At 70.7% G+C, this 25,217-nt stretch carries 26 protein-coding genes; 17 read left to right on the top strand and 9 right to left on the bottom strand.

The genetic code is table 11. The features are described 5' to 3' along the window. Positions 1–109: 109 nt before the first annotated feature. The 10 genes from WMF14_RS31750 to WMF14_RS31705 all read left to right on the top strand — a co-directional run bounded on the left by WMF14_RS31750 (position 110) and on the right by WMF14_RS31705 (position 11,054). Positions 110–1,033 (top strand): zinc-dependent alcohol dehydrogenase, encoded by a 924-nt coding sequence (locus tag WMF14_RS31750; protein WP_437792309.1) that lies wholly within the window; start codon positions 110–112, stop codon positions 1,031–1,033. 22 nt (positions 1,034–1,055) lie between these two features. Continuing rightward, on the top strand, positions 1,056–1,454 hold the full coding sequence (locus WMF14_RS31745) for a 6-pyruvoyl trahydropterin synthase family protein (RefSeq protein WP_437323747.1): 399 nt from the start codon (positions 1,056–1,058) through the stop codon (positions 1,452–1,454). 732 nt (positions 1,455–2,186) lie between these two features. Then, entirely contained in the window at positions 2,187–4,634 is a 2,448-nt protein-coding gene (gene nirB, locus WMF14_RS31740) for a nitrite reductase large subunit NirB (protein WP_437792306.1), read from the top strand. A 104-nt stretch (positions 4,635–4,738) separates the two neighbouring features. Beyond that, the gene (locus WMF14_RS31735) at positions 4,739–5,161 is read left to right on the top strand and encodes a Rieske (2Fe-2S) protein (RefSeq protein ID WP_437792305.1); all 423 of its coding nucleotides are present in this window, start codon (positions 4,739–4,741) and stop codon (positions 5,159–5,161) included. After that, on the top strand, positions 5,158–6,243 hold the full coding sequence (locus WMF14_RS31730; protein ID WP_437792303.1) for an MFS transporter: 1,086 nt from the start codon (positions 5,158–5,160) through the stop codon (positions 6,241–6,243). Before WMF14_RS31735 ends, WMF14_RS31730 begins: the two co-directional genes overlap by 4 nt. A 24-nt stretch (positions 6,244–6,267) precedes the next feature. Further along, positions 6,268–8,493: a molybdopterin oxidoreductase family protein gene (locus WMF14_RS31725; protein WP_437792301.1), complete on the top strand. Its 2,226-nt coding sequence runs from the start codon at positions 6,268–6,270 to the stop codon at positions 8,491–8,493. Further along, positions 8,490–9,158, top strand: coding sequence for a 4Fe-4S dicluster domain-containing protein (locus WMF14_RS31720; protein WP_437323742.1), 669 nt, complete (start codon positions 8,490–8,492; stop codon positions 9,156–9,158). The genes WMF14_RS31725 and WMF14_RS31720 overlap by 4 nt, the downstream gene beginning before the upstream one ends. Beyond that, on the top strand, positions 9,158–9,673 hold the full coding sequence (locus WMF14_RS31715) for a ubiquinol-cytochrome c reductase iron-sulfur subunit (RefSeq protein WP_437792299.1): 516 nt from the start codon (positions 9,158–9,160) through the stop codon (positions 9,671–9,673). Before WMF14_RS31720 ends, WMF14_RS31715 begins: the two co-directional genes overlap by 1 nt. A gap of 8 nt (positions 9,674–9,681) precedes the next feature. Continuing rightward, positions 9,682–9,945, top strand: coding sequence for a DUF6755 family protein (locus tag WMF14_RS31710; RefSeq protein WP_437792297.1), 264 nt, complete (start codon positions 9,682–9,684; stop codon positions 9,943–9,945). Between the two features lie 65 nt (positions 9,946–10,010). Beyond that, on the top strand, positions 10,011–11,054 hold the full coding sequence (locus WMF14_RS31705; protein ID WP_437792295.1) for a glycosyltransferase family 4 protein: 1,044 nt from the start codon (positions 10,011–10,013) through the stop codon (positions 11,052–11,054). Positions 11,055–11,126: 72 nt separating this feature from the next. Here the strand turns inward: WMF14_RS31705 and WMF14_RS31700 are convergent, their stop codons facing one another. Continuing rightward, positions 11,127–12,005, bottom strand: a complete 879-nt coding sequence (locus WMF14_RS31700; protein ID WP_437792293.1) for a 1-acyl-sn-glycerol-3-phosphate acyltransferase — start codon at positions 12,003–12,005, stop codon at positions 11,127–11,129. Between the two features lie 185 nt (positions 12,006–12,190). Between WMF14_RS31700 and WMF14_RS31695 the strand changes: the two genes are divergently transcribed. Further along, positions 12,191–13,660 carry a cytochrome P450 gene (locus tag WMF14_RS31695; protein WP_437792290.1) on the top strand — a complete coding sequence of 490 codons (1,470 nt, stop codon included), beginning with the start codon at positions 12,191–12,193 and terminating at the stop codon, positions 13,658–13,660. Between the two features lie 48 nt (positions 13,661–13,708). Here the strand turns inward: WMF14_RS31695 and tpx are convergent, their stop codons facing one another. The 5 genes from tpx to WMF14_RS31670 form a co-directional block, all read right to left on the bottom strand. After that, complete coding sequence (gene tpx / locus WMF14_RS31690; RefSeq protein ID WP_437323736.1) at positions 13,709–14,203, bottom strand: thiol peroxidase; 495 nt, start codon at positions 14,201–14,203, stop codon at positions 13,709–13,711. Positions 14,204–14,396: 193 nt separating this feature from the next. Beyond that, a complete protein-coding gene (locus WMF14_RS31685) occupies positions 14,397–14,768 on the bottom strand; it encodes a hypothetical protein (protein ID WP_272094637.1) in 372 nt (123 codons plus the stop codon). 252 nt (positions 14,769–15,020) lie between these two features. Beyond that, positions 15,021–16,319 carry an SGNH/GDSL hydrolase family protein gene (locus WMF14_RS31680; protein WP_437792287.1) on the bottom strand — a complete coding sequence of 433 codons (1,299 nt, stop codon included), beginning with the start codon at positions 16,317–16,319 and terminating at the stop codon, positions 15,021–15,023. A 106-nt stretch (positions 16,320–16,425) separates the two neighbouring features. Beyond that, positions 16,426–17,766: a hypothetical protein gene (locus WMF14_RS31675; RefSeq protein ID WP_437792284.1), complete on the bottom strand. Its 1,341-nt coding sequence runs from the start codon at positions 17,764–17,766 to the stop codon at positions 16,426–16,428. A gap of 357 nt (positions 17,767–18,123) precedes the next feature. After that, a complete protein-coding gene (locus WMF14_RS31670; RefSeq protein WP_437792281.1) occupies positions 18,124–19,464 on the bottom strand; it encodes an endo-1,4-beta-glucanase in 1,341 nt (446 codons plus the stop codon). Here WMF14_RS31670 and WMF14_RS31665 point away from each other — a divergent pair. Then, the gene (locus WMF14_RS31665) at positions 19,463–19,591 is read left to right on the top strand and encodes a hypothetical protein (protein ID WP_437792279.1); all 129 of its coding nucleotides are present in this window, start codon (positions 19,463–19,465) and stop codon (positions 19,589–19,591) included. The genes WMF14_RS31670 and WMF14_RS31665 overlap by 2 nt on opposite strands. Before the next feature lie 29 nt (positions 19,592–19,620). Here the strand turns inward: WMF14_RS31665 and WMF14_RS31660 are convergent, their stop codons facing one another. Next, positions 19,621–20,160: a hypothetical protein gene (locus WMF14_RS31660; RefSeq protein WP_437792277.1), complete on the bottom strand. Its 540-nt coding sequence runs from the start codon at positions 20,158–20,160 to the stop codon at positions 19,621–19,623. 361 nt (positions 20,161–20,521) lie between these two features. On the opposite strand from WMF14_RS31660, the gene WMF14_RS31655 reads away from it, so the two are divergent. The 3 genes from WMF14_RS31655 (at position 20,522) to WMF14_RS31645 (ending at position 21,779) form a co-directional block, all read left to right on the top strand. Then, positions 20,522–20,824: a hypothetical protein gene (locus WMF14_RS31655; protein WP_437792274.1), complete on the top strand. Its 303-nt coding sequence runs from the start codon at positions 20,522–20,524 to the stop codon at positions 20,822–20,824. Positions 20,825–20,868: 44 nt separating this feature from the next. Further along, complete coding sequence (locus WMF14_RS31650) at positions 20,869–21,228, top strand: immunity 8 family protein (protein ID WP_437792272.1); 360 nt, start codon at positions 20,869–20,871, stop codon at positions 21,226–21,228. 161 nt (positions 21,229–21,389) lie between these two features. Continuing rightward, the gene (locus WMF14_RS31645; protein WP_437792270.1) at positions 21,390–21,779 is read left to right on the top strand and encodes a hypothetical protein; all 390 of its coding nucleotides are present in this window, start codon (positions 21,390–21,392) and stop codon (positions 21,777–21,779) included. 656 nt (positions 21,780–22,435) lie between these two features. On the opposite strand, the gene WMF14_RS31640 is transcribed toward WMF14_RS31645, so the two are convergent. Both WMF14_RS31640 and WMF14_RS31635 read right to left on the bottom strand, forming a co-directional pair. Beyond that, positions 22,436–23,209 carry an SRPBCC domain-containing protein gene (locus WMF14_RS31640; RefSeq protein WP_272094626.1) on the bottom strand — a complete coding sequence of 258 codons (774 nt, stop codon included), beginning with the start codon at positions 23,207–23,209 and terminating at the stop codon, positions 22,436–22,438. Beyond that, positions 23,206–23,526, bottom strand: a complete 321-nt coding sequence (locus tag WMF14_RS31635) for an ArsR/SmtB family transcription factor (RefSeq protein ID WP_272094624.1) — start codon at positions 23,524–23,526, stop codon at positions 23,206–23,208. The genes WMF14_RS31640 and WMF14_RS31635 overlap by 4 nt, the downstream gene beginning before the upstream one ends. Positions 23,527–24,089: 563 nt before the next feature. On the opposite strand from WMF14_RS31635, the gene WMF14_RS31630 reads away from it, so the two are divergent. Next, positions 24,090–24,551: a hypothetical protein gene (locus WMF14_RS31630; protein WP_437792267.1), complete on the top strand. Its 462-nt coding sequence runs from the start codon at positions 24,090–24,092 to the stop codon at positions 24,549–24,551. Positions 24,552–24,642: 91 nt separating this feature from the next. After that, the gene (locus WMF14_RS31625; RefSeq protein WP_437792264.1) at positions 24,643–25,143 is read left to right on the top strand and encodes a hypothetical protein; all 501 of its coding nucleotides are present in this window, start codon (positions 24,643–24,645) and stop codon (positions 25,141–25,143) included. Positions 25,144–25,217 lie beyond the last annotated feature (74 nt).

The following is a 25,217-nucleotide window of genomic DNA, read 5'->3' as shown; positions in this document are numbered from 1 at the left end:
GCCGAGCGACGCCGCCCCGCCCCTCGCCCGCGAGCTCTGGTTCGTCCGGCCGGGGCTCGTCGAGGTGCGTCCGGGGGCCCCGCCGCGCGCACCCGGGCCTGGCGAGGTCGTGGCGCGCGCGCTCGCGTCGGGCGTGAGCCAGGGGACGGAGCTGCTGCTCTTCCGCGGCGAGGGGCCGACGCCGTTCGACCCGTCGCTCGACGCGCCCGACGCTGAAGGCGCGCCGACGTACCCGCGCCGCTACGGCTACGCGTGGGTCGGCGAGGTCGTCGCCCGCGGCGAGGGCGCGGCGCTCGGGCCGGGCGACCGCGTCTTCGCGCTCGCGCCCCACGGCGATCTCCACCTGCTCGGGCCGGGCGCGGCGCGCGGCCTTCCACGCTCGATCCCGGCCGAGCGCGCGGTGCTGGCCGCGAACCTCGAGACGGCGATCACGTGCGTGTGGGACGCGGGGCTGGGGCTCGGGGACGCCGTGGTGGTGCTCGGCGGCGGGATCGTCGGGCTCCTCATCGTGGCGCTCGCGCGGCGCGCCGGGGCCGTGGTCCGGCTCGTCGAGCCGAGCGAGCGGCGGCGCCAGGCCGGCCTCGCGCTCGGCGCCGCCGCGGCGCTCCGGCCGGAGGACGACCGGCCGCGCGGCGACGCGGACGCCGTCATCGCCGCGACCGGCCATCCGGAGGAGCTCGACCGCGCGATCGCGCACGCGGCGCGCGAGGCGACGGTGACGGTCGCGTCGTTCTACGGGGCGCGGATGAGCCCGGTCGCGCTCGGCGCGGACTTCCACCGCCGGCGCCTGCGCCTGCGGGCGAGCCAGGTCTCGACCCTCCCGCCGGAGCGCGCGCCCCGCTGGGACCACGCGCGGCGCTTCGCGCTCGTCCGCGCCGTCCTCGAAGATCCGGCGCTCGACGCGCTGCTGGACCCGCCCGTCCCGCTCGACGCGGCGCCGTCGGTGTACGCAGAGCTCGCGGCCGAGCCCGGGGCGCGGCTGCAGACGGTCTTCCGGTACGGCGCACGATCGGCTACGCGAGAGGCAACCTAGAGGGTAGAGGCCCACCACCGCCATGTTCCTCCTCGGCGTCAGCGATCACGTGATGATCGCGCACAGCTTCTCCGATCCGTTCTTCGGCCCTGCGACCCGGATGCACGGCGCGACGTACTCCGTCGAGATCGAGATCCGCGCGAAGGCGCTCGGCCCGCACCACGTCGTGATGGACATCGGCGCGCTGCACGCGTCGCTGCGCCGGGCGCTCGACACGATCGACTACCAGAACCTCGACGAGCACCCGGCCTTCCCCGGGCGCACCTCCACGACCGAGCGCGTGGCCGAGCACGTGGCCGGGCTCCTCGCCGCGGACATCGCGAAGCTGCCCGCGGACGAGGCGCCTTGCTCGGGCGCGACGCTGCGGGTGCTCGTCCGCGAGTCGCCCACGGCCTACGCGGGCTTCGAACGCGACCTCTAGGCTCCGTCTGACGAGCTGCTGCGTCGTCCGAACGGTCGGCCGAGCCCGCTCCAGGACCTGCTGGCTTTCTCGCGTGCTCTCCCCGGCCTCAGGCCGCTCGCGACGCTCGTCCGGCAGAGCCGAGCGCCCCTGAGCCCGGCGAGGCGCGCCTGTCCGTCCGAGGCCGAGCGGCCAGCTGCTCTGCGCCTGCTCCGGCGCTCGCGCGGGACCAGGGCAGTCGACTCCGCCGCATAACAAGGCGGAGACACCCTTATTCCTCTGACGAAGCGATCTTCACAGAGACGCCACGTAGCCCGGCCGGGGGCGCCCGGAGGAGACCCGTGGTGTCTCGCTGTATGCGATCGGAACCTCATAATTCGTCGCGACGCCCGGAACCCGGCACCCCCCCGTTCCGTCTTCTGGGCCACAAAGGCGGAACACATCAAGGCGACCCGCGCGGGGCTGGATCGATTTTTGTATTCCTGTTGCATCAGCAACTCGATGCGAGAACGCGACCGAGCCTGCTCCGCCGCGTCCTCGTGACGTCGAGGGCCGCTGTACTGGATGACCCGACGAGCGCTCGCGTAGGACCGCGGGCGATAGCGCTCGGGGACGCGCGCAGCGCGCGTCGGACGGTTGCCTGGGCAAGGAGGACTGGATCTCATGAGCGATGAACCTGGATCTGCCGTCGTCGAGGGAGGCACAACCGGCAGGAGCGGGCAGGCGGTCCCAAAACGGGAGAGGGAGCGCCTCGTGGTGATCGGCAATGGGATGGCCGGCGCGCGGTTCGTGGAGGAGCTCGTCGCGCGGGGGGGCAGAAACCGCTTCGAAATCGTGATGTTCGGCGATGAGCCGTACGGCAATTACAACCGTATCCTGCTGTCGAACGTTCTCGCGGGAATCCAGGACCCGAAGGACATCTTCATCAACCCTCTGTCCTGGTACGAGGACAACGGCGTCCGCCTCCACGCCGGGGTCCGGGTCGCCTCGATCGACCGCAGGAGCAAGATTGTCCGCGGCGCCTCGGGCGTCGCCGAGGCCTACGACAAGCTCGTCATCGCCACGGGGAGCCGCGCCTTCGTGCCGAGGATCGAGGGGCTGGAGCGGGAGGGGGGAGGGTACAAGAGCGGGGTCTTCGTGTTCAGGACGCTCGATGACTGCAGCGGCATCCTCGAGCACGCGAAGCGCTCGCGGCGGGCCGCCGTGATCGGCGGCGGGCTCCTCGGCCTCGAGGCCGCGCGGGGCCTGCTCGGGCTCGGCCTGGAGGTGCACGTGGTGCACCTGATGAAGCACCTCATGGAGGTCCAGCTCGACGCGGCCGGCGGAGCCGTGCTCCGGCGCGCGCTGGAGGACATGGGGCTCGCCGTCCACCTCGAGAAATCCACCCGGGAGATCCTCGGAGACGAGCGGGTCGAGGGGCTCCGCTTCGAGGACGGGAGCGAGCTCGCGTGCGATCTCGTGGTGATCTCCGCCGGCATCCGCCCGAACGCAGAGCTCGCGCGCGACGCGGGGCTCACCGTCGAGCGGGGGATCGTCGTGGGAGACGACCTCTGCTCGCCCGACGATCCGGACATCCATGCGCTCGGCGAGTGCGTCCAGCACCGCGGGCGCACCTACGGGCTCGTGGCTCCCCTGTGGGAACAGGCGCAGATCCTGGCCGATCGGCTCACGGAGCGCCGGCCCGACGCGGCGTATGCGGGCTCGAAGGTCTCCACCAAGCTCAAGGTGATGGGCGTCGATCTCCTGGTGATGGGGGAGCAGCGCGCCGCGACCGACGCGGAGGAAGAGGTCGCCTACGCCGAGCCGTCGCGCGGGATTTACCGGAAGCTCGTGATCCGGGACGGGACCCTCGCGGGCGCCATCCTGCTCGGCGGCGGGGCGCCGGGCGGGAGGCTGCTCCAGGCGTTCGAGCGTGGCCTCAAGATCCCCGAGGATCGCGCGGCTCTCCTCTCCGCAGGGGCCCACGCCGGCGCGGGCGAGCCCAGCGTGGGGGACATGCCGGACGAGGCGCAGGTATGCAACTGCAACGGCGTCTCGAAGGGCCAGATCGCCGCGGCGGCGCGGGGCGGGTGCCGCACCCTCCGGCAGGCGTGCGCCGCGACGCGCGCCGGGTCGGGCTGCGGGGCGTGCAAGCCGCAGGTGCAGGCCGTCCTCGAGCTGGTCCTCGGGAGCGGCGCGGCGGAGGACCCCTCGGCCCATTACTACGTGCCCGGCGTGCCCTACGCGAAGCCGGAGCTCGTCCGGCTCATCAAGGAGCGCGGGCTGCGCAGCGTCTCGTCGGTGTTCCGGGAGCTCGCGGGCGGGCAGGAGGACCTGGCGAGCAAGCCGGGGCTCGCCTCGCTGCTCAAGAGCATCTGGGGGAGAGAGTACGAGGACGAGCGCGACGCGCGCTTCATCAACGATCGGGTGCACGCGAACATCCAGCGCGACGGGACGTTCAGCGTCATCCCGCGCATCTATGGAGGCGTCACGACGCCCGCCCAGCTCCGGAAGATCGCCGACGTGGCCGAGCGCTACGAGGCGAGGATGGTGAAGATCACGGGCGGCCAGCGGATCGACCTCCTCGGCATCGAGAAGGAGCGGCTGCCGGACGTGTGGCGCGACCTGGGCATGCCGTCCGGTCACGCTTACACCAAGGGATTCCGCACCTGCAAGACGTGCGTCGGCAGCGAGTTCTGCCGTTACGGGGTCGGAGACAGCACGGCGCTCGGCATCGCGATCGAGCGCCGATTCCAGGGGTTCGAGGCGCCCCATAAGCTGAAGCTCGCCATCGCCGGCTGCCCTCGCAACTGCTCGGAGGCGACGACCAAGGACGTGGGCGCCGTCGCCATCGAGGGAGGCCGTTGGGAGATCTACGTGGGAGGCGGGGCCGGCTCGCGCGTCAGGAAGGGAGATCTGCTTTGCGTGGTTGACACGCAGGAGGAGGTCATCAGGTACGCGGGCCGCTTCATGCAGTATTACCGAGAGCAGGCCAGGTACATGGAGCGCTCGTACGATTTCGTCGAGCGGGTCGGGATCGAGAGAGTGCGGCGGGTGATCGTGGACGACGCCGAAGGGGTTGCGGCGCGCCTCGACGCGGAGGTCCAGGCTTCGGTCGACGCCTACGCGGACCCCTGGAGCGAGGCCGACAGCCCGATCCATCCGTCCCAGTTCACGACCCTGCTCCCGCCGCCGAGCGGCGCGCCCGCGCAGGCGGAGTAGGCCGTGGATCGGCGGAGAGGCGCGCCGGGCCAGCGCCCGGCGCCCTCGGAGGCGAGGGGTGTCATCCGGCCGGCACACGCGCCGGCCGGGGAGGAGTTCGTGTGATGAGCGAGGTCGCGCTGAAGGAGATGGCTGTCTTCAACCTTGGCCCCCTGGGCCAGATACCCGAAGGAGAAGGGAAGGCGTTTCATGTCGACGGCTACGAGGTGGCCGTGTTCCGGACGCGAGCAGGGGAGCTGTTCGCCGTGCAGGCGCGCTGCCCTCACCGGGGAGGGCAGCTCGCGGACGGGCTCCTCGGGGGCAACGTCGTCCAGTGCCCTCTTCACGGGCTCGCCTTCGACCTGTCGACCGGTCACCCGATCGGCGCCGAGTGCAGCGCGCTCGCGTGCTTCGAGGTGGAGCTGAGCGCGTCGGGGGAGATCCTCGTCCGCCTCTCGCGTCCCGAGGCGGGCAGCTCCCCCTTTCCGCGCGAGGAGCGACCCGCGCTGGCGCCGCTGCGGAGCGAGCGCGGAGCTTGCGGCGCATGATCGACGGCACGGTACAAGCCATCCTCGCGCCGCAGCGCGCCCCGCTCGCGCACTGGGGCGCGGTCCGCAACGGGACCGTCGCCGCCGCCGCGCTCGCGGCGCTCATCGTCCTCGGCAGCCGCGATCTCGCGGACTTCGACTCCGCGCTCGTGGGCTACACCTTCGCGTGCCTCTTCATGACCTTCGGGGTCGTTTACCGGTACTCCGTCTGGCTCAGCAAGCCGCCGACCCGCAAGTTCTGGGTCCGCGGCGTAGAGGTGCTCTTCTCGCCGCGCCGCTGGCCGCGCCTCCGCCGCCCGACGCTCATCGTCAAGGCGCTGTGGTCGAAGATCATCGCGCAGGATTTCATCCTGCGCCGCGGCCTGACCCGGTGGATCGCGCACATGCTCATCGCGTGGGGTTGCGCGCTCGCCGCGGCCGTGACGTTCCCGCTCGTGTTCGGCTGGCTTCACTTCGAGTCCGGCGCGGGCGCGGTCTATCGCGTGGTGCTCTTCGGATACCCCGTTTCGGAGATCCCGGTCCACGGCGTCGTGGGGTGGGCGGTCTTTCACGCGCTCGTCGTCAGCGGTCTCATGGTCATGCCGGGGGTGATGCTCGCCATGCTCCGCCGCATGCGGGAGGGCGGCGCGGTGGCGGCACAGCGCTTCGAGCGCGACCTCCTGCCGCTCCTCCTGCTCTTCGCCGTGAGCGCGAGCGGGCTCTTGCTCTGGGTGAGCTACGAGTGGCTGCACGGGTATTTCTACGGCGCGCTCGCCCAGCTCCACGCGCTGACCGTGATCGTGACGCTCGTTTACCTGCCGTTCGGCAAGCTCTTCCACGTGTTCCAGCGCCCCGCGTCGGTGGGCGTCACGTTCTACAAGGAGGCGGGCGACCGGGGCGAGAAGGCGGTCTGTCCGGTCACGCGCGAGGCGTTCGCGGCGAAGCTCCAGACCGACGATCTCAAAGGGGTGCTCGAGGAGGTGGGGTTCGACTACGCGGCGCGGACGGGGACCGGACCTGCGTGGAGCGAGATCTCCCCGCGGGGCCGGCGGATGCTCATCGGCCGCGCGCACCACCGCGCGCGCGGCGGCCGCTTCTCGTGAGTAACGGAGCGGAGGAGACGACATATGGCTCACCTGAGATTGCCTATTTCCGACTACATTCGTGAGTACGGACCGCACGTCTCGGACTCGCCCGTGACCGGGTGGGGGCCGAAGCCCGAGCCCGACAGGCTGGTCGAGACGCACTGCTGCTTCTGCGGAATGCAGTGCGGCGTGAAGCTGCAGGTCAAGAGCGGCCGTGTCATCGGCATCGAGCCGTGGGAGGAGTTCCCGTTCAACGAGGGGCGGCTCTGTCCGAAGGGGGTCAAACGGTACATGCAGACGCACCACCCCGACCGCCTGACCGACCCGCTGATCCGCGAGGGGGCCGGGTTCAGGAAGGCGGGCTGGGACGAGGCGCTCGATCTCGTCGCGTCGAAGGCGCGCGCGATCCAGGCGAAGCGGGGCAAGGACGCGTTCGCGATGCTGAGCGGGGTCTCGCTGAGCAACGAGAAGAGCTACCTCGTGGGCAAGTTCGCGCGCCTCGCGCTCGGCACCGCCAACCTGGACTATAACGGCCGGTTCTGCATGGTCTCCGCGGGCGCGGGCAACAAGAAGGCGTTCGGGATCGACCGCGTCGCGAACCCGTGGGACGACATCCCCGAGGCCGGCGTCGTGCTGCTCGCGGGCACCAACGTGAGCGAGTGCTTCCCGACGCTGACGCACTACATCTGGAAGGCGCGCGACCGGGGAGCGAAGCTCATCGTGGTCGATCCGCGCGAGACGCCCATCGCCCGCACCGCCGACCACCACGTCGCGCTTCGCCCGGGGACCGACAGCGCGCTCAACCAGGCGCTGCTCCATGAGCTCGTCGCCAACGGCTGGTTCGACCGGGAGTTCGTCGAGCAGCGCTGCACGGGCTGGGCCGAGCTCCGCGCCTCGGTGGAGCGCTGCACGCCCGAGTGGGCCGGCGAGATCTGCGGCGTCCCGGCGGCGCTCATCCGCGAGGTCGCCGCGGCGTGGGGGCAGGCGAAGACGAGCTTCCTCCTGCACGCGCGCGGCGTGGAGCAGCACACGAAGGGTGTCGAGAACGTCCTCGGCCTGATCAACCTCGTGCTCGCCACCGGCAGGATCGGCCGCAGGGGCTGCGGCTACGGGACCATCACCGGGCAGGGCAACGGGCAGGGCGGGCGCGAGCACGGGCACAAGTGCGATCAGCTCCCCGGCAACCGCGACATCGAGAACCCGGAGCACCGCAAGCACATCTGCGATGTCTGGCGGATCTCCGACGCCGAGCTGCCGCGCAAGGGCAAGACGACCGTGGAGATCGTCGAGGCGATCCACGCGGGCGGGATCCGCGGGCTCCTCAACATCTGCTTCAACCCGATGGTCAGCCACCCCGACACGGGCTTCACCCGCGAGGCGCTCGAGAGGCTCGAGTTCTTCTGCGTCATCGACTTCTTCATGAGCGAGACGGCCCGCTACGCCGATGTCGTGCTGCCGGGCTCGCTGCACGAGGAGGAAGAGGGCACCTCGACGACGGCGGAGGCCCGCGTGGTGCGCATCCGCGCCGCCGTGGAGCCGCCCGGCAACGCGCGGCGGGACACGTGGATCCTCCTCGAGCTCGCGAGGCGGCTCGGGAAGGAGGAACACTTCCGCTTCTCGAGCAGCGAGGACATCTTCAACGAGCTGCGCCGCGCGAGCGCGGGAGGGACCGCCGATTACGCGGGCATCACGTACGAGCGCGTGGAGCGGGAGATGGGGGTGTTTTGGCCCTGCCCGTCGGAAGGGCACCCGGGCACCCCGAGGCTCTTCGAGGACGGGAGGAGCTACCACCCCGACGGCAAGTTCAAGCTGCTCCCCACGCCTTACCGCCCGAGCGCGGAGGTGCCCGACGCGGAGTTTCCGCTGTACATGACCTCGGGCCGGAGCGTGTTTCATTACCTCAGCGGGACGCAGACGCGGCGGATCAAGTTCCTTGTCGAGAAGAGCCCCGGGCCGATCTGCGAGATGCACCCCGCGCTCGCGACGCGGCTCGGCCTCGCCGATCGGCAGCTGGTCACGGTCGAGACCCGGCGCGGCGGGATAACGGTCCCGCTCCGGATCGTCGAGACGATCCGCCCGGATACGGTGTTCCTCCCGTACCACTGGCCCGAGAAGCTCGCCGCCAACCAGCTCACGGTCCGCGCGCTGGATCCCGTGAGCAAGATGCCGGAGTTCAAGGTCGCGGCGTGCAGGGTGCGCGCCGCCACGCGCGGCGAGGCCGAGCTGGCGCGGTCGCTGTTCGCCGAGCTCAAGCTGGAGGCCTCATGAGCGCTGTGGTGCGTGATTTCTTCATCGATTTTCAGCGGTGCATCGGCTGCCAGGCGTGCGCCGCGGCGTGCTCGGAGTGCCACACGCACCGGGGGTTGCCGATGGTGCACGTGGACCTGGTCGCGCCGGGCGTGTCGCTCCAGACCGCGCCGATGGTCTGCATGCATTGCGCCGATCCGACCTGCGCGTCGGTCTGTCCCGCGGACGCTATCAAGGTCGACGAGCACGGGATCGTGCACTCGAGCCTCAAGCCCCGGTGCATCTCGTGCGGCAATTGCGAGCTCGCGTGTCCGTTCGGAGTCCCGATCATCAAGATGGAGATCCAGCAAATGCAGAAGTGCGACATGTGCTTCGACCGGACGAGCGCAGGGAAGAAGCCGATGTGCGCGACGGTCTGCCCCACGGGCGCGCTGTTCTACGGGACGCGCGAGGAGATCGCGCAGCAGCGGCCGGCGAGCAAGCCGATCAACCGCTGGCGCTTCGGCAAGCAGCGGATCGCGACGCGCGTGCACGTGATGGTGCCGCACGACGTGGACGAGATGGCGGTCGACCTGCCCGCCTTCGACGAGGGCGGCGGCCCCGCGGCGCTCGCGGTCGCGCAGGCGGCGGGCGCGCGCGACGGGCGAGCGCCGGAGGAGGCGGGGCCGGAGGCGGAGTTTCTGTGATGGGCGCGGAGGATCTGCCCAAGTGGCGAGAGGACTTCCCCTACGAGTCCGAGGGCGATGACCACGTGACCCGCCGCGACTTCGCCCGCTTCCTCGTGCTGCTGAGCGGCGGGCTCGCGACCGGCAACGCCGTGGTGTACCTCCGCTCGCGCCGGCCGCCCGCGGAGCCGTCCGGCCGCATGGAGATCGCGCGGGTCGGCGATCTCGCGCCCGGGAGCGCCGTGGTCTTTCGCTACCCGGACGAGACGACGCCGGCGCTGCTGATCCGCCGCGAGAACGGCGAGCTCCTGGCGTTCGAGCAGAAGTGCTCCCACCTCGGATGTCCGGTCTCCTATGCGCGGCAGGGCGGGGAAGAGTGCCTCCGGTGCTACTGCCACAACGGCCGCTTCGACGTGGCCTCGGGCGAGGGCACGTCCGGTCCGCCGCGCGACCTGCGGCCGCTCGGGCGCATCGCGCTGGAGGTCGAGGGCGGCAAGGTGTTCGCGGTAGGCCTCTCGCGGCGGCGTGCGACGTGAGGTGAGCGATGCCGATCCCTGGACCGAAACACGATCTGCGCCCCGGGGCGAAGGGCGCGATGGGCGCGAGGCTGCTCGCCGTGGCGATGCTCTGCGCGTTCCAGTACTGGCTCCTGACGTCCACGGTCGAGGCGTACAACGGCGGCGATCGCGACATCCCGCTGCCCGCGCTCGCGACCTCGCTGGTGTGCTTCGCGCTGGGCGCCGGCCTTGTCGCGGCGGGGGAGCTGTCGGCGTGGAGGGCGCGCCGGTGGCCGCCGCGCGACGCGTGACGCCCGGGCGAGGCGCCTGGCCGTCCGCGCGGGGCTGGCCAGGTCCCGTGGTACTGGGTTGACGCATGCGCATCGCCTGGATCGTCTACGGCGCCCTCGACCAGACCACGGGCGGCTACATCTACGATCGGCTCGTCGTCGAGCGGCTGCGCGCCCGGGGCGACGCCGTGGAGGTCGTGTCCCTCGATCCGGCGCCGCGGTCGCGGGCGCTCGCCGGCCTCGCGCTCGCGCGGCGCCTCGCCCGGCTCGACCCCGCCGTGGTGGTCGGCGACGAGCTCTGCTTCCCGGAGCTCGGGCCGGCGTTCGCGGTGCTGCCGCGGCGGATCGCGCGCGCGCTCCTCGTGCACCACCTGAGCGCGTGGGAGCTCCCGCCCGGCCCGCGGCGCGCGGCGCTCTCGCTCGCGGAGGCGGCGGTGATCCGCCTGTGCGACGCGCACCTCGCGACGAGCGCGACGACCGCGGCGCGGCTCCGGCGCGAGCTCGGGCTCGCCCGGGTCGACGTGGCGACGCCGGGCGCGGACCGGCTCCCCTTGCTCGCCCGCGCCCGGCGGGACGGCGGCCCGCTGCGGCTCCTGTTCGTGGGGAGCTTCATCCCGCGCAAGCGGCTGCTGGAGCTCCTCGCGGCGTTCGAGCGGGTCGGGAGCGCGCATGCCACGCTCGTGCTCATCGGGGACGCGGCGCGCGACCCGGCCTACGCCGGGCGGGTGGGCCGCGCGATCGCCGGCTCCGCGTTCCTGCAGGCGCGCGTCTCGGCGCCCGGCGTGCTCGGGGACGAGGCGCTCGCGGCCGCGCTCGCGGCGGCGGACGCGCTCGTCCTGCCCTCGTCGCTGGAGGGCTACGGCATGGTGCTCACGGAGGCGGTCCGGGCCGGCGTCCCGGTGCTCGCCGCCCGCGCCGGCGCGATCGCGGAGGCGGTCCAGGACGGCGCGGAGGCGCTGCTCTGGGACGACGTCGAGGGCCCCGCGCCGGCGCTCGCCCGCTTCCTCGAGGACGGCGCCCTCCGGGCGAGCATGAGCCGCGCGGCGGCCGTCCGGGCCGCCTCGCTGCCCACCTGGGACGGCACCGCGGCCGCGGTGCGCGCGGCGCTCGCGCGCGCGACGGGCGGATGAGCGGATGAGCGGATGAGCCGATGACCGGCTCGGCGAGGAACGGGCAGGAGCGCGCGCCGGGGCGCCGGGCCGTCACGCCCCCGCGAGCAGCGCCGCCGCTTCGTCCTTCAGCCATCGCGTGAGCGCCGCGTCGTCGCGGGCCCCGCGCGCCACCTCCGCCGCGTCCCGCGCCTCGCCCAGGCGCACCCGCACGTCGACGTCGTCGAAGCCCGGCAGCGCCGCCTGCAGGAGCGGCGCCAGCGTGGTGATCCCGCGGCGCTCGGCCCACCGCGTGATGGCCAGCCGCTTCGCCCGCGGCGAGTGCACCCCCGAGACGATCGCCACGGCGGCGCGCCCCCCTGCCGCCGCGGCCGCGCGCAGCAGCGCGCCGGCGCTCGGCTGCCACTCCGCGAGCAGCGCGTCGCCCTTGCCCGCGAACGCCGGATCCGCCTCGATGCGCCCCGCGGGGAAGTGCAGCAGCGCGCCCCCGCGGCGCAGGTGCCGCAGCGCGCGGCGCACGCCGGCCGACCGCGCGGCGAGCGCGGGCGCGCCATCCTCGTCGATCGGCACGAAGAGCAGCCGCCGGCTCACGTGGGGCAGCGCCCGCAGGAACCGCCGCTCGGCCGCGACGATCATGAGGTCTTCCCGGCCGAGCGCCGCCATCAGCGCGAGCGCGTCGTAGGCGCCGGGGTGGTTGGACACGACGAGCAGCGCCCCGCGCGACGGCGGCGCCGCGTCGGCCCTCCAGCGCGCCCCGAAGCCGGCGAGCGCCTCCCGCGCCGCGACGTGGAGCCCGGCCTCGCCGGTGCGCCGATCGAAGCGCGCGAGCACGCGCCCGAGCGGCCACGAAGGGACGGCGAAGGCGGCACGCCCGGCGCGGCGCACCCACGCCGGCGCCCCGCCGAGGCCGAGCGCCGCCACCATCTCCGCGCCGGACAGGTTCGCGAGCTCTCTCTCCAGCGGCTCCGTCATGTCGGCGTCTTACTCCGTGTCGACGCCACCTCGCCAGCGCCGGCGCTCCGCCCGCCCGACATCGTCCAGCGCGATGGGCAGCGCGATGGGACGCGACCTGTGTCGCCTGTCCAGCGCGATGGGGCGCGACCTGTGTCGCCTGTTGGGTTTGCGTCGGGGCGCGCCGCCTCTGTATGAAGGGGGCCATGAACGCCACGCCCCCTGCCATGGATGAGCCGATCGGCCGCGGCGACGCGGCTGCGCGTCCTCGGCGGACGCTCGCGGATCTCCCTGGGCCGCCGGGCTTGCCTGTGATCGGCAATCTGCTCGCGCTCCACCCCGACCGCTGGCACCTCGAGTTCGAGCGGTGGTGGCGCGCCCACGGCGACCTGTTCGTCGTGCGGATGGGCCGACAGCCGGTCCTCGTCGTCGTCGACGGCGAGCTCGTGCGCGACGTGCTCCAGCGCCGCCCCGCGGTGTTCCGGCGGGTGCGCGCCATCGAGGCCGTGTCGCGCGAGGCGAACATGGTCGGCCTGTTCTCGGCGGATGGCGACGCGTGGCGGAAGCAGCGGCAGCTCATCCACCCGACGTTCCACCCGAGGCACGTCGAGGGCTTCTTCCCGAGCATCCGCGACATCACGGGCCGGCTGCGCGAGCTCTGGGCGCGGGCGGCCGACGAGCGCGCCGCCCGCGACGTGCTCGGCGATCTCATGCGCTACTCGGTCGACGTCACCTCGTCCGTCGCCTTCGGCCGCGATCTCAACACGCTCGAGCGCGGCGCGGACGCGCTCCAGGAGCACCTCCAGCGCGTGTTCCTCGGGCTCAACCGGCGGATGCTCGCGCCGCTGCCCTACTGGCGCTACCTGGGCCTCCCCGCCGACCGCGCCTACGACCGCGCCCTTGTCGCGGTGAAGCGGCTCATCCTCGAGCTCGTGACCGCCGCGCGGCGCGAGCTCGAGGGCGGCGCGGACCGGCCCGCGCGCCCGCGGACGCTGCTGGAGCTCATGATCGCCGCGCGGGACGGCGAGGACCCGAGGGCGCGCCTCTCGGACGCCGAGGTCTACGCGAACGTGCTCACGATGCTGCTCGCGGGCGAGGACACCACAGCGAACACCCTCGCGTGGATCCTCTATTACCTGGGCTCGCGCCCCGACGTGCAGGCGCGCGCCCGCGAGGAGGCCGATCGCGTGCTCGGCGGCGGGCTGATCCCGACGCTGGAGCAGTGCAAGCGCCTCGAGTACACGGGCGCCGTCACGCAGGAGACGCTGCGCCTGCGCTCCGCCGCCCCGCTGCTCTTCCTCGAGGCGAACCACGACACCGCCGTGGGTGACGTGGCCGTGCCCGCCGGCGCCGGCGTCGTCGCGCTCACGCGCGCGACGGGGCGGAAACCCGAGTATTTCGGCGATCCGGAGTCGTTCCGCCCCGAGCGCTGGCTCGGGGGCGCGCCCGCGACGCTGCCCCACGAGCCGAGGATGGCGCTCGCGTTCGGCGGCGGGCCGCGCGTCTGCCCGGGGCGCGCGATGGCGCTGCTGGAGTGCGCGGTGACGGTCGGCATGGTGCTCCGGAGCTTCACGGTGCACCTCGCGGATCACACAGCGCCGGTGCGGGAGCGGATGGCGTTCGCGATGCAGCCGGAGGGGCTGCGCATCCGGTTCACGAGGCGCGCGAGCGCGTGAGATCACGAGGCGCTCGCGCGCGCGGCGGGGAAGCGCCGGCGCTCCGGCTCACTGCACCTTGGCGAGGGCCGCGTCGTAATCGGGCTCCTGCGCGATCTCCGGGACGAGCTCGACGTGGAGCACCTTGTTCTGCTCGTCGAGCACGAGGACCGAGCGCGCGAGCAGGCCGGCGAGCGGCCCGTCGACGAGCGTGACCCCGTACTTCTGGCCGAAATCTCCCCGGAACGTCGAGAGGCCTTCCGCGTTGGAGATCCCCTCGGACGCGCAGAAGCGGGTGTGCGCGAACGGCAGGTCCGCCGAGATGTTGAGCACCGTCACGCCCGGGAGCTTCTCGGCGCGCTCGTGGAACGTGCGCACGGATCTCGCGCAGACCGGGGTGTCGACGCTCGGGAAGATGTTGAGGATCTTCTTGCCGGAGTACGACGAGAGCTTGCGCTCGGAGAGGTCGGTCTTCACGAGCGTGAAATCGGGGGCGGTCGCGCCGACGGACGGCAGCTCGCCGGCGGTGTGGATGGGGCTTCCCTTGAACTTGGTCTGAGCCATGGTCGCGTCCTCCTCTGTGCAGCTGTGCGGCAGCGCCTCTCGTAGGCGCGCCGGGGGCGGACGCCAAGCAGAACCAGCCAGACCGCCTCGGCCAGAGCTCCGCTCGTCCGGCGTGCGGACGCTGCGCTGGCCGGGCGGTCTTGCCCGCGCGAGCGTGCGCGATCGTGCGGGAACGTCGATCGTCCGCGCGCGATCAGCGGAGGGGCGAGCGATGGACCAGCGGAAACGGCTCGACCTCGCCGTCATCGGGGTTGGTCGAGTCCCTGCTGTACCCGATCTCCTGCTCGGCCGTCGTGATGACGAAGGGGCCCCCGATCTCCTCCGGCTCCACCCTGTCTTCGTAGTCTTCGGTGGTGTCGCCCCTGCCCGATGTCGCCGAGGCGACGTACTGCTCGGCGATCTGCTCGGCGAGCTCGTCGAGCACCTCGGGGGGGCCGTCGCCGGGGTCGGGGATGAACGCATCGCGGCTCTCCGCGCGACCGGCGCTCCTGCGCGCCGCCTCCACGAACTCATGGCTGTGGCTCCTGCTCGTGGCCCGCAGGGTGCTGTCTCGCTTGGTCTGCATGGATGATCTCCTCGCTCGGCGGCGGGCTCTCACGCGCTCTCGGAGCCGCCGCCCTTCCGCTGTTCTGATGGCGAGAGATGCACTGCGTGTACCATGACGCTGGATGGCCGATCCGCGCGCGCCACGGCGAGCAGATGGGACCGGCGCTCGCTCTTTGCGAGACGCGCGCTGCGCTGGCGTGGGATCGGTGGTGCGTCGTGCCACAGCGGTCGCGGCGGGCCGGTGGCACGATGCCCCGGCCCCGCGCGGCCCTTACCAGTCGAGCTCTTCGCGGATGGCCTCCGCGAGCTGCTGGGCCATGAGGGCGTTCGTCTTGACGCTCGGGTGGTAGTCGCAGCCGAGCCCGTTCGCCGCGCCGTCCTGCGCGGGGAACTCGAGGACGCGCACCTTGTCATCGCCATCGTCGTTCCGGTCCTCCACCACCTGGCCGATGTAGGCGCGCGCCCTGGTGAGCGCCTCGGCGCCTTCCGGGTACGAGTCGCTCAGCATGGGCCCGATGGTGCAGAAGATGAACGCGTCCGGATAGTTCGTTCTGACCGTCTCGACGAGGCCCGCGTAGGCCTCGGTGAACGGTCCACGGAACTGGGCGTCGCCCGGGACGTTGATGCTGAAGTCGTTCGTGCCCAGGTTGATCACCACGACCTGCGGCACCCAGGACGAGAAGTTCCATGCGGGCTGCTCCTCGTCGGCGATCGTCCGGCCATAGATCGCGGGCATGGTGGGCGCGACTTCACCGTCGTAGTTCCGGTACACGCCTCTGCCGGACCACGCGACGATCGTGGTGTCGGCCCCGACGAGCCGCCCTGTCAGCGCGCTGTAGGCGAGGTAGTTGTTCTCCGTATCGCTCGTGAACGGGCAAGTCTCGTTGGCCCCATCGACGCCGTAGCCGGCGGAGATCGAGTCGCCGATCACCTCGATCCGGCGCGCGGGCGCCGCCGGGACCGGCAGGAGCGCCTCGCCCTGCTCCGGGACGAACTCGAGGAACTGCGACACGCCGACCAGCGGCTCGGTGCGGCGGTGGAGCACGAGGTCGTGCTCGCCGTCGGGCAGCCCGTCTGCGACCGTGTAGAGCTCCTTCTCGCTGTTGACCTTGAGGACGCCCTTCGCCTCGCCGTCGATCACCACCTGGAAGAAGTTGGATTGAGCCGCGGTCGACTCGTCGTTGAAGCGGACGCCGAGCGACGTCCCCGAGAACCGCGTGACGATCGCGCTGCCTGCCCAGGAGAAGCGGGGGCCCTCGGCGTTCGTCGTATCGAAGCGCCCGATGAAGCGGATGGTGTCGCTGGAGGGGTCTCCGCCGCCCGCGCCGCCCGCGCTCGACGAGGTCGTGCCGGGATCCGCGCCGCCGCCGCCTCCTCCTCCTCCTCCGCCTTCGTCCGTGCCGCCGCCGCCCGTGCTGGCGGCGCTGCTCGAGGTGGATGAGCCGCCGCCGGAGCCCGTCGTTCCAGTCGTTCCATTGGAGTCGTCGTCACCGCAGCCGGCCAGCGCCGACCAGGCGATGCAGCAGACGGAAGCGAGCTTCGGGAGGGTGGAGTAAGCTTGTCGTTTCATGCGCGCGAGGATGCTCTAGCTCCGTGGCGCGGACAACTCCAATCTCCTCCTGCGCGCCGGCGCAGACACCGCGGCGCAGGCGTCGAGCTGCGGAGATCGGTTGATCTCAGTTCCAGGTCCGGTCCTGGCTCTGGACTCTGGAGCGGCCGCCGTCCTCGGCGGGGGAGCGCTCGCGGTCGCGGCCTTGCGAGGCGCGCACGTCGTCGCGCTCGTGGACGCGGGTCGAGTACCCCTGCGGGATCTCGTCGCCCATGAAGCGGCCGAACCCGGGCCGGCGCTCCGGGCGATTGTACGTGTCGCCATATCCGCGGAGCTCCTGGCTGCGGCCGCGGTCTCCGCGTTCCTCGCCGCGGCCCTGGTATCCGCCACCGTGGTCGCGTCGGCCGTCGTGGTGGCCAGGAGCGTTTCGCTCGTCGCCGCCTCGATATCGATCCTGGTCATCGCCGCGCCCGTAGCCGTCGCTGCGATACCGATCCTCGCGGCCCTGGTAGTCGTCTCTTGTGGCGTCGCGGCCCTGGTAGCGCTCGCGGCCCTGGTAGTCGTCTCGCGTGGAGTCGCGGCCCTGGTAGTCGTCTCTTGTGGCGTCGCGGCCCTGGTAGCGCTCGCGGTTCTGGTAGTCGTCTCGCGTGGAGTCGCGGCCCTGGTAGTCGCCTCGCGTGGAGTCGCGGCCCTGGTAGTCGCCTCGCGTGGAGTCGCGGCCCTGGTAGCGCTCGCGGTTCTGGTAGTCGTCTCGCGTGTCGCTGCGGCCCTGGTAGTCGTTTCGCGTGGTGCCGCGGCCCTGGTAGTCGTCTCGCCCGTCGCCGTAGCCCTGGTAGCGCCGGCTCTGGCCCCCCTCGTCGCGGCCGTGGTCGCGGCGCCCGTAGGTCCCGCGGCCATGATCCTCGTCCGGCCCGGAGAAGCCGCGGGCCGCGTCGCGGCCGTAGTACGCCTCGCGCCCGTAGTAGCCGCGGTTCTCCTCCCGCCCTCGCTGCGCCGAGCCGAACCCTCTTCGCTCGTCCTCGGCGCCCCGCCCGCTGAAGTGGTCGTCGCGCCCACCGATCCGCTCCCACGAGGGGCTGTCCTGTCCGTAGGCGCGGCGCTCCTCGGGCTCGCGGTAGCCGCGCGCGCCGGCCCCGCCCTGCTCCTGCCAGCGCCGCTCGGATCCGCCGCGATCGTCCTGTGCGTGCTGGCCGCCCGCCCTCCACGCGCCCCTGCCGTCTCCGCGCCCTTGCTGACCGTACGGCTGCGGCATCTGTCCCAGCTCGCCCTGCCGGCTGCCGCCGCTCTGGTTCGCGTAGTTGCCGCGGCTGTACGACCCTCGCTCGAACGCGTCGCGCTCCCCCTCGTGACCGCGGAATCCGCGCTGATCGTCGTCCCGTGGCGCGCGCCACCGATCGTCCCGGTGACGCCAGTCGTCGCGCGGCCCCTCGTCACGGAAGTCCCGGCCCTCGTAGCGATCTCGTGCCATCTCGCTCTCCCTCTGGGTGCTGGTGAACAACTGTCGAGGCTCACGCAGGTGGTCACCTCCGTGAGCAGCGGGCTCACCCCGGTCACCGACGGTCAGCAACCGACGTGCCCAGTTGAAACCCAGTTGAAATCCGGTCGAGAGGAGAAGGGCGCCGGCGCTCCGACAGACGGCCTCGCAGGCCGGATCGCGCCCCCGCGCGACAATGCGCCACACGCTGGGGCAAGCTGTCACGCAGGCGCGGCTCGTATCATCGAGGACGAGCTCGCCGGGCCTATACGGCGGCCCGGTTCGGATCCCGGGTGGGAAACAGGGAAACAGGGAGGAAGAGCGCCGCGTGCAGCGGCGCTCACCCGGCCCTCAGTAGCGCGTCTCGCAGGGGTGCTGATCGGCGAACGCCTTCACGGCGGTCTTGTTGGACGACCACGGGAAGTTCCGATCGGTGATCGACCACGAGAGCGCTCCCGCATACCCCATGTTGTAGAGGTCGCCCACGAACTTGTCGTAGCGCACGTCCATCTCCGCCATGTTGATGGGGAACTCGCCCATGACGACCGGCTTGTCCGTGAGGCCGTACTCGGAGAGGGGCTTGCTGTAAGGGAAGTAGTCGTTGACCCAGCCGTACATGTGGACCTGGTAGAAGTCGACGTCCGAGCGCGTCCACGCCTGACCCCACTTGATGGCGGCGCTGCCGACGCTCACGGGCGCGCCGGTCTCTCCCCTCAGCACGGCGGCCGATTCCTTGGCGAGCGCCTCCATCTGCTGGTGTGTGACGAGATCGAACTTGCTGGAGTCCCCCTCGAACGCCGGGTCGCCGCCGTAGAGGCTCGGCCCGGTCATCGCCCACTCGGGCTCGTTGATGACATCCCAGGCCAGCATCCGGTCGCTGTGCGGGCTCGACGCCACCGTCCGAGCGATGGGGCGGACGACGTTCTCGATGAGCTTGGCGCGCCGGCCCGCGTCCGCGACGATGGGCCCCATGCTCGCGACCGACAGGCCGTTCGGCGGATTGTAAGACGTCTTGTAGAAGCCATCGAAGGAGAACAGCGTGAACATCACGTTCACCTGCGCCTGGTCCGCGAGCTCGAGCGCCGCCAGGATGTCCTGCGTCGAGGTGCCGCCGAGCTCGGTCGGGTTGCCCTGTGCGTCGAAGTTGATCTGGTCGCCGTAGAAGCGGGGATAGATCCACCAGCGGACAACGTCCACGCCGTTGGCGCGCATGTCCTGCAGGTCGGCGAGCACCTGGCTCTTCTTGCCCGAGATGCCCGCCTGGCTCCACTTGGACTGACCGCCGAAATCGGCGCCGAAGTCGCGCCAGGCGTAGTTCACGCCGTACATGAAGCGGAGGCGGCAGGCGATCTCGACCCCTGCCTCGAACGGACACTCGTCCTCTTCGTCACCGGCGCAGGCGCTGGGCTCTCCTCCGCTGCTGGTGCTGCTGCCGGCCACGGGGTCGCCGCTGCCCGCGCTCGCAGGTCCGCCCGTGGGCTCGCCGGCGCCCGCGCCGGAGCCCGTGGGTGTGCCTGCGCCCGCGCCCGAGCTAGCGGGCGTGCCGGCGCCCGAGGAGCTGCTCCCGGTGACGCCGCTGTCCCCCGCTTCGCCGCCGGCGCCGCCGTCGCCGCCGCCATCCGATCCGTCGCCACAGCCGAATCCAGCCACGGAGAGCTGGAGAACCCCGACAAGAAGAAGCCAGTTGCGCATGCCCGATTATCACCAGAAACGCGCGCCGGACCAGCCCGAACTCTTAATCGGTTCAGTGACTCACTGCGCAACGTTCTGCTCTTGCTACAAGATCGTGGTCGCAGCGGCCCTGATGAAGATCAAGTGAACTCCGCGGGGCACCCGCGGTATCACCGCTTACCTGGACGGCCCGCGTGGCCTCGGGTGGATCCCCATGTACGCGGCCGCGCTCTTCGCGGAGGGATCGTCCGGGTAGCGCTCGATGAGGTCTTCCGCGAGGCTGCGGGCCTGGCCGATCCGGTCCAGGCGAACGAGCGCCCGCACGCGGAGCATGCCGCGCTCGGCGGCGCGGGGGCTGTCGCCGAGGTCGCGCGACGCCTCGTCGTCGAGCCGGAGCACCTCCTCGGGGTTGCTCGTCAAGGCGGCGCGCATGCGGTCGATGATGCTGCCCTCGGGGTCGGTGTCCGGCGCCGGCTCCGACTCCTGTGCTGCGGCGCTCACGGTGGCAGCGGCCGGCGGGGCAGCCGGGGGGACGACGGGCGCCTCCTCGCGTCGCTGCGGCCGGGGGGCTGCGCTGGAGTCCGCGCTCGGCGGGCGCGCGTCCGGTGCCGGGCGCTCGTCGCGAGCCACGAAGAGGAAGGCCGCCGCGGCGAGCGCGGCGACGGGGAGGCCGATGAGCAGCGCGCGACGAGCGCCGGACGGTCGGGGGGCGTCCACGGCGGCGAACGTAGCGCGGAGCAGCGGCCGGCGGTAGCGGACGGAGCGAGCGGACCGCGCAGGAGGGGGCGAGCCGCACAGGGGCGATGGCCGCCGCCATCCGCGCGATCTCGGGCCGGCCGCTCCGCGCGCCTCGCGGCGGTGCTGCCGACGGTGTTAGGCAGGTCTACCGTATGGCGCGGCGCTTGACGGCATTTGGACCTTGCCGCGCAGAGCCGATACGTGAGATTTTTTTGTGAGGGAAGATACAAAACGACAAGTATTGCTTGGAACGCCCAGGTCATGACCTCGTATCCGAGCTTGGATGGCTCCGCCCAGCTGGCCGCTGAGTCGTTTGGCAGCCGCTGCGAGGTACCGGCAAATGAATCCGACGGAGCTTCGCGAAGAAGATCTCTGGCTCGCTTTGGACGAGCGTCGCACCGATGCGGAGCGCGCCTTCATCACGGAGATGTCGCGTCGAGCTTTGGCGTGGCGCAGCTTGGGGGCTCCCAGCGACCATCTCCTCGGCACGGTCGAACCGTTCGTCATGCTGCTACTCGACGTATCCGCGGACGGAAAAGTCCTCCGAACGCTCCGGGTCGATTTTCACGAATCGCGCGTCGTGGTTGGAGAGGATGAAACGATGCACGTCGAGTCGAGCGCCTCACCGGCGAACCACGTGTGACGCCCTTGACGTGCGGGTCGGTTTGCTCTTCGCTTTCCCAGGCCATGAAGCTCGTCATCCGCTCCGCTGGCGTCTGGGGGCATGCCAATCTCCGGACGTGGGCGCCCGACGAGCCCGACGCGTTCGCCGAGCTCGTGATGCTGGACATCGGGCCCGGAAAGGGCGCGGGCGCGGATTCCTTCACCCTCAGGGTGGCCACGCCCGCGGGGCTCGACCGGCTGGAGGCACGCGATGGAATCCTGGCCACCCGCCCGCTGCTCGTGATGCGCCGGTACGACTTCGACGATCTCTGGCGCTGGCTCGAGCAGACCGTCGCGTCGTGCGAGGCCGAGACCTGGCCCGCCTGCCTCGAGAACCTCCGGCGTTACTTCGCCTGGGAATACGAGAGCTACCGGGAACCGTGACATGGCGCGTGCTCTCCTGTTCGCCCCCGCTCCTCGCCGCAGCGCAGGCGCGCGGCGCGTGCGGCGGCTCCTCCAGCTTGCCGCCCCGTCGGTGCTCGTGGCCGCCCCGGGGGGGTACCGCCTGAACGTCGAGGGGACCTTCGCCAAGAAGGAGAACGTCGATGGCAGACTCGCTCCACCCGTACCAGGATTTTGCCGCTTGCCACCCGAAGTTGCGGGAAGCGGTGTCCGAGGTCGTCGCCTACTGGGAGCCCGATGCGGTCCCTATCACGGTCGGCTTCGGCAGCATCGGTCGTGCTCTCGTCCAGCTCGAATCCGACCTCGATGACGCGACGCTCGATGAGGTCTCGCGACTCGTGGAGCGTTCGCTGTCAGGAAGCGGCCCGGAGGCGGATGCCGTGGCCACGGGGCTCCTGGAGGCGATCTGCGCCCAGAGTGTTCGTGACCCTGCCGCCGTTGCGCGCGTCGTCTCACGTCTGGGAGCGGATGCGCGAGCGTACATTCGGGCCTGGGATGCCTTCACTGGAACGACGACCCCTGGCATCACGTAGTCGTGCCGGTGGTCATGAAGGGAGTGTCTCGATGCGCACCGCGAAGCCCGTACGGGTTCTGATGTCCGCACCTTTCAACGCAGATCCGCTGAGCTTTGCGTCGGCTCGTTCGAGGAGAGAGAAATGAAATGGACGATCTTTCTGGAGGAGTACGCCAAGCACACGGCGCTCAACTTGGGGCAAGTGATGCAAGGCGTCCGATACTTCCATTCTCATCCGGACTGTGATGAGGTCGCGGCGCGTGGGACGTTGAAGCACTGTTGCTTGTCGATGTCCCTTCGGGCGAGGCGAGTCGCGAACGATCTCTTCTTTTCGGTGATCCCGCCTCACTGGCATCATACGCCAGACGAGCTCCACGGGATGCGAGCGATCCCGATCAAGAAGTGGTTCTTCTATGGCTATTCTGCCTGGCAATTCGACGAGTCCGGGGAGGTCAGGACCGATCTTGACGGAAGAGAGGATCGACGATGGGATCCGCGATGCCGAAAGCCACAGACATGACGGGTGGAGCGCCTGACGCTCGGCTTGAAGCGGACATCGCTTCGCGCCGCCGCTGAAGCCGAGCGTCAGGCAGACGAGTTGCCCGGAGCGTCAGCCAGTTATATTCTGGTCAACCTTTCTGTCCGCGCCGCCGGAGTCCGCCATCGCGTGAGCCGTCAGTACACGGCCGTGAGCATGGGCAGCGCCTCGTACCGCAGCCCGATGTTTGACTTGATCGCGGGATCCTCGCTCTGGAATGTACGGAGCTCGGCTTCGTCGCGGACAGCAACGATGCCGACGCCCCATCCGCCCGCCGGGTCGGCGACGGGTCCGAAGGCGATCACGTGGCCCTCGGCGAGCTTGCCGCGCCAGTATTTGCCGTGCGCCTGCATGACCGCGAGCTCGTCAGCCGTCATGTCCTGCATGAAGGTCGCGCGCGACGGCAACAGCCGACAGAGAAAGAAGCTCCGCTCCGGCTGCGGCGCGACGTGGTTCGTGAGCCAACCCAGGACACGCTCCCAACCTGCCGCATGGCTCTCGCACGACGCCGCACGAGCGCCAAATCCAGCGTGTCGGACCGTGAGGCGCGTGCCCGCCTCAATCGGGTCGAGGAGATAGGAGACCGTCGTCGGGGGCGCGTCCGCATCCCATGACGGTTCCCACGTCTGGACGAGCCTTCGAGGCGGATCGAGCTCGATGACTTTGCCGCCGACATGGAATGCCTTCCCGTCTGCCCCCACGCCGTCGGTCCGCCAGGCCCCTCCGGCGCGAAGGTCGATCGTGAAGGCGGTCGTGCGATACATCTCCGCAGAACCCCACCACTTCGTCAGCTCGTCGGTCGTCAGCGCGCGGAAGACGCGCTCTGGTGGCGCGGCGATCTCGATGCGGGCGAGGATCGTCCCTTGCGCGACGTCGGCGATCGAACGGGCGTGGATGCTCTTGGCTGTCATGTATCCTCCAGGTAACGCTTCAGCGACTCGAGATTGCGACCCCAGAACGCGCGGTAGCCCTCGAGCCATGCCATCGCCTTCTGCAGCGGCGCGGGTCGCAGCGTGTACAGCCGCTCGCGCCCGACCTTCTCCTCGGTTACCAGCCGCGACGCCTTGAGCACGCGGAGGTGCTTCGAGATCGCGGGGCGGCTCTGAGAGAAGTCGGCCGCGATCTCGTTCACAGGGGCAGGACCCGCGCGCAAACGATCGAGGATCGCGCGACGGGTCGGATCGGCGATGACAAAAAACACATCGATGTCGGCTTTCGCGGGTGACATATCGGTAACCTGTGGGTTACCAGTATAGCGGTGGCCTGAGCTTGTCAAGCGCGTCGAAGCGGTGCGCGCACGCCGGTCGTGCGCTGCGCAACGTCGGCAGAGCTGACCCCATGCTTCCGCGCCCGTTCGCCTGGGGCTTCCAGAAATGGCCGCGGCTGGCGCCGTCGTTCGACGGAGCTTGCATATCCCCTCCGAACCGAAGCTACCCACCCCGTAGCGCTGGACAGCAATTGGGCCTTGCAGCGCAGAGCCGATCCGTGAGACTTTTTGTGGGGGAGGGCACGGAAGGCGACGATCGCGACAGACCTGGTCCGGCGGCTCTGGTTGAGCAATCGACTGACAGTTCGGCGGACAGAGGCGCGACGACTAGGAGGAGCGGATCGCATGGCCACGCGTGCCCCCTTGAACCGGAATCGCTCTGCGGAGGTGAGAGACATTTGACTGGCCGACGAGTACTCGCGGTATCTCTCGCGGTTGGAGGCGTTTGCTTTGCCGGACTGGCCTTCCTGGCCCTTTCGGGCCGCCTGCCCTCACTCGCGCCTGGCTCGGGCACGTACCACCCGGTGTCGGAGCAAGAGGCCGCGGTCTTCGGTCGGGCGACGCGGGATATTCATCCGGACGACGTCCGCGGCAATCCTGGCCGATACGACAAGACGCTGGTTGCCTGGGCGGGCGTCTTGCGATCGTACAAGGTGTCGAAGGAGAACGACGCCACGGTGCTGCGGTTCGACATCGAGCATCGGTACTTTGACTGGATCGAAGACTCTGGCCTTCAGCGGGCTCGCTACTTCCTCTCCCCAAGAGGGGAGGGGGCCATCAGGGCAGCATGGTCCATGCCCCTTGAAGCGTTCGAGTCCGTCTCCGAGCAGATCCATGATGGTGACATGTTCGTCGTGTACGGCTACCCTGCCGATGTGCGGGGGCAGATCGTAGGACTCTTCCCCACGGAATACGTGCGGTTGATTCAGGCGGATCTCTACACGGATCGGCAGCTCGACTACGGCCGACCGGACGCGGCGCCATGAGGGGTCACCAGGCGCGCCACCCACCGCCGCGACCTTGTACTTCCGCATCGACGCCGCTCAGGTGACCGCGTCACCGTTCGAGTAGAGGCCCATGATAACACTGGAGCAAGCCCACCGAATCGTCCAGGTCTATGTGGAGCAGCGCGAGGCAGCTTGGTTTGATCGCACGGTCCTCGATCGTGGTGGGTATTGGTTTTTTCGGGTCGGGTATGTCGGTTCTTGCGGGGTAATCGTGGACAAGGCCGACGGTCGTCTCAGCGTCATGGGCTCGGCATTGTCGCTCGACGATTGCTTCTGGGGGCACGAGCATGGTTTCTCGCCTGATCTCGTGCGCTTGCGCATTAAGAAAGTCCACGATGAGGGCCGCACCATCGAGTTCCTGCTCTACCTCGTGACGGCTGGGCCGCCGCGCCAGCCGAACCCGAACCCGAAGCGCGCCTGGCTTGCGGACCGACTTCGAGCGTTGCCGTGCGAGTTCGGTCCAGAGCGCCTCTGGTTATCCATTCCATCTTTCCGTGCGTCCTTGAATCAGGGGTGGTTCGAGTTCGATGTCCTTGAACCATGCGAGCAGGTCGGGCATGTGCGTCAATGAACCTCGTCGTTGGGGCTGAACCCGCGATCTCAGCTTGCGCCACCCCAGGTTTCGCGAGACGCTCCCGACGCCTC

Source organism: Sorangium sp. So ce693 (genome assembly GCF_051521375.1).
Taxonomy (GTDB): domain Bacteria; phylum Myxococcota_A; class Polyangia; order Polyangiales; family Polyangiaceae; genus Sorangium; species Sorangium atrum.
Note: the sequence above shows the minus strand (reverse complement) of the source record. Positions and strands in the feature narration are given on the sequence as shown.